The sequence below is a fragment of the Pseudomonas sp. ICMP 8385 genome, assembly GCF_002699915.1.
Lineage (GTDB): Bacteria > Pseudomonadota > Gammaproteobacteria > Pseudomonadales > Pseudomonadaceae > Aquipseudomonas > Aquipseudomonas gessardii.
The window spans coordinates 1-3,466 of the sequence record NZ_LKBY01000174.1 but is presented as its reverse complement, the minus strand read 5'-3'; the positions used below and the strand labels follow the sequence as shown (position 1 = coordinate 3,466).

The 3,466-nt window shown below is 60.8% G+C and carries 4 protein-coding genes; all 4 read left to right on the top strand.

What is annotated here, in order from left to right; translation table 11 throughout:
• Positions 1–979: SRPBCC family protein (locus tag AO268_RS32200; protein ID WP_099170907.1), on the top strand; the 979-nt coding region annotated here is incomplete at its 5' end.
• Positions 980–1,468: a benzoate 1,2-dioxygenase small subunit gene (gene benB, locus AO268_RS32195; RefSeq protein ID WP_032495580.1), complete on the top strand. Its 489-nt coding sequence runs from the start codon at positions 980–982 to the stop codon at positions 1,466–1,468.
• A gap of 9 nt (positions 1,469–1,477) precedes the next feature.
• Positions 1,478–2,488, top strand: coding sequence for a benzoate 1,2-dioxygenase electron transfer component BenC (gene benC, locus AO268_RS32190; protein WP_016355705.1), 1,011 nt, complete (start codon positions 1,478–1,480; stop codon positions 2,486–2,488).
• Between the two features lie 231 nt (positions 2,489–2,719).
• Positions 2,720–3,466, top strand: a 747-nt coding sequence (locus AO268_RS32185) for a 1,6-dihydroxycyclohexa-2,4-diene-1-carboxylate dehydrogenase (protein WP_099170906.1), incomplete at its 3' end; no start/stop codon positions are given.

Genomic DNA, 3,466 nt, shown 5'->3' with positions numbered 1-3,466 from the left:
CCCCAAGGGCGCCGGCTATCCGGACAGCTTCGACTGTGACGGCTCGCACGACCTGAAGAAAGTTGCGCGCTTTGCTTCCTACCGCGGATTTCTATTCGGCAGCCTGCGCGAGGACGTCGCCCCGTTGGAAGAGTTCCTCGGCGAGTCGAGGAAGGTCATCGACATGGTCGTCGACCAGTCGCCCGAAGGTCTGGAAGTGCTGCGCGGTTCCAGTACCTATGTTTACGAAGGCAACTGGAAAGTGCAGGTCGAGAACGGTGCCGACGGCTACCATGTCAGTACTGTTCACTGGAACTACGCCGCCACCCAGCAGCAGCGCAAGCTGAGAGAAGCGGGCGATGATATTCGCGCCATGAGCGCCAGTAGCTGGGGCGGGGATGGCGGCGGTTTCTACTCCTTTGAAAATGGCCACCAGATGGTCTGGGCACGCTGGGGTGACCCGAAAAACCGCCCGCTGTTCGCCGAGCGAGATCGCTTAGCCAGCGAGTTTGGTGAAGCCCGTGCCGATTGGATGATCGGCGTCTCCCGCAACCTCTGCCTCTACCCGAACCTCTACCTGATGGACCAGTTCGGCTCGCAGTTGCGTATCACCCGTCCGCTGTCGGTGGATAGAACCGAAATCACCATCTACTGCATCGCGCCGAAAGGCGAAAGCGCCGAGGCACGTGCCCGCCGTGTCCGTCAGTACGAGGACTTCTTCAATGTCAGCGGCATGGCCACCCCGGACGACCTGGAGGAATTCCGCGCCTGCCAGGACGGCTTCGCCGGCGGGGGGATGAACGACATGTCCCGTGGCGCCAAACACTGGATCGAGGGGCCGGACGAGGGCGCGAAGGAGATCGATCTGCATCCGAAGCTGAGCGGTGTCCGCTCGGAAGACGAAGGCCTGTTCGTCATGCAGCACAAGTACTGGCAACAGCAGATGATCAAGGCCGTCAAGGCAGAACAGGATCGGCTGATCCACGCGGAGGGCGCGTAAATGACTATCTCCTACGAAGCCGTGCGCGATTTCCTTTACCGCGAAGCACGCCACCTCGACGACAAGCAGTGGGATAGCTGGCTGGAAATGTACGCGCCGGACGCCACTTTCTGGATGCCGGCCTGGGACGACCGCGACCAATTGACCGAAGACCCGCAGAGCCAGATCTCGCTGATTTGGTACGGCAATCGCGGTGGCCTAGAGGATCGGGTGTTCCGCATCAAGACCGAGCGCTCCAGTGCCACCATTCCGGACACCCGAACCAGCCACAACATCAGCAATCTGGAGCTGCTCGAGCAGTCCGGCGGCTTCTGTAAGCTGCGCTACAACTGGCACACCATGAGTTATCGGTACAACACGGTGGACCACTTCTTTGGCACTAACTTCTGCACCCTCGACACATGTGGCGAGACCCCGCTAATTAAGGCCAAGAAGGTCGTGCTGAAGAACGACTACATCCGCCAAGTTATCGATGTATACCACGTCTGAGGTGCCGCCATGACACACAAGGTTGCACTGAACTTCGAAGACGGCGTCACTCGTTTCATCGATGCTAATGCTGGCGAGACTGTTGCTGATGCAGCCTACCGCCAAGGCATCAATTTACCCCTGGACTGCCGAGACGGTGCATGCGGCGCCTGCAAATGCTTCGCCGAGAGCGGCCGCTACGGCCTCGGCGAGGAGTACATCGAGGATGCACTTAGCGAAGCCGAAGCCGAGCAGGGCTACGTGCTGACCTGCCAGATGCGCGCCGAAAGCGACTGCGTGATTCGCGTTCCGGCCGCATCGGACGTCTGCAAGACCCAGCAGGCCAGCTATCAGGCAGCGATCAGCAACGTGCGTCAGCTGTCCGAGAGCACCATCTCACTGTCTATCAAAAGCGCATCGCTGAACCAGTTGGCGTTCCTGCCGGGCCAGTACGTCAATCTGCAAGTGCCGGGCAGCGACCAGACCCGCGCCTATTCCTTCAGCTCGCTGCAAAAGGATGGTGAGGTCAGCTTCCTGATCCGCAACGTGCCGGGCGGGCTGATGAGCAGCTTCCTGACCAGCCTCGCCAAGGTCGGCGATAGCGTCAGTCTGGCTGGTCCGCTGGGCGCGTTCTATCTGCGCGAGATCAAGCGGCCGCTGCTGTTGCTGGCGGGCGGTACCGGCCTAGCACCGTTCACCGCGATGCTGGAGAAGATCGCCGAGCAGGGCAGCGAGCACCCGCTCCATCTGATCTACGGCGTCACCCATGACTACGATCTGGTTGAAATGGACAAGCTAGAGGCATTCGCCGCGCGCATTCCCAACTTCAGCTACACCGCCTGCGTCGCCAGCCCAGACAGCGCCTATCCGCAAAAGGGCTATGTGACCCAGTACATCGAGCCCAAACACCTCAACGGCGGTGAGGTAGATGTCTACCTTTGCGGTCCGCCACCGATGGTCGAGGCGGTCAGTCAGTACATTCGCGCACAGGGCATCCAGCCGGCCAATTTCTATTATGAGAAGTTCGCCGCCAGCGCCTAGAGGCTCCTTTGGTCCGCTTACTAGGTGAGCGGGCCTGTTTTATTCGTTCAGTAGGCCCCAGGTTCCCTGCGAACTTTCCCAAAATTGCATCTGGGCTACACAACCGAGGTGGTTCATGAACAAACGTTTCCAGGACAAGACTGCCGTTATCACCGGCGCTGCCCAGGGCATCGGTCGCCGTCCTGCGAACTTTCCCAAAATTGCATCTGGGCTACACAACCGAGGTGGTTCATGAACAAACGTTTCCAGGACAAGACTGCCGTTATCACCGGCGCTGCCCAGGGCATCGGTCGCCGTGTGGCCGAACGGATGGCGGCCGAAGGCGGTCGGCTGCTGCTGGTCGACCGTTCCGAGCTAATACATGAGCTGGCCGACGAACTGGTCGGAGTCGCTGAGGTGCTGACCCTGACCGCCGACCTTGAGCAGTTCGCCGAGTGCCAACGGGTGATGGCGGCGGCGCTCGAGCGCTTCGGTCGGCTGGACATTCTGATCAACAACGTTGGCGGCACCATTTGGGCTAAGCCATTCGAGCATTACCAGGAACACGAGATCGAGGCCGAAGTGCGTCTGGACATTCTGATCAACAACGTTGGCGGCACCATTTGGGCTAAGCCATTCGAGCATTACCAGGAACACGAGATCGAGGCCGAAGTGCGGCGTTCACTGTTCCCTACCCTATGGTGCTGCCACGCCGCGCTGCCGCTAATGCTCGAGCAGGGCAGTGGCGCCATCGTAAATGTTTCCTCCGTTGCCACGCGCGGGATCCATCGCGTGCCTTACGGCGCGGCGAAGGGTGGCGTCAACGCCCTGACCGCCTGTCTGGCCTTTGAAACCGCCGAGCGCGGCATCCGCGTCAACGCCACCGCACCGGGTGGCACCGAGGCGCCGCCACGGCGGATTCCGCGCAATAGCGCCGAGCCGAGTGAGCAGGAGAAGGTCTGGTACCAGCAGATCGTCGACCAGTCCCTCGACAGCAGC

What these genes read in the sequence shown, in the direction of transcription:
- benB (WP_032495580.1), top strand. Translation starts at nt 980, where the DNA reads ATGACTATCTCCTACGAAGCCGTGCGCGATTTCCTTTACCGCGAAGCA.
- benC (WP_016355705.1), top strand. Translation starts at nt 1,478, where the DNA reads ATGACACACAAGGTTGCACTGAACTTCGAAGACGGCGTCACTCGTTTC.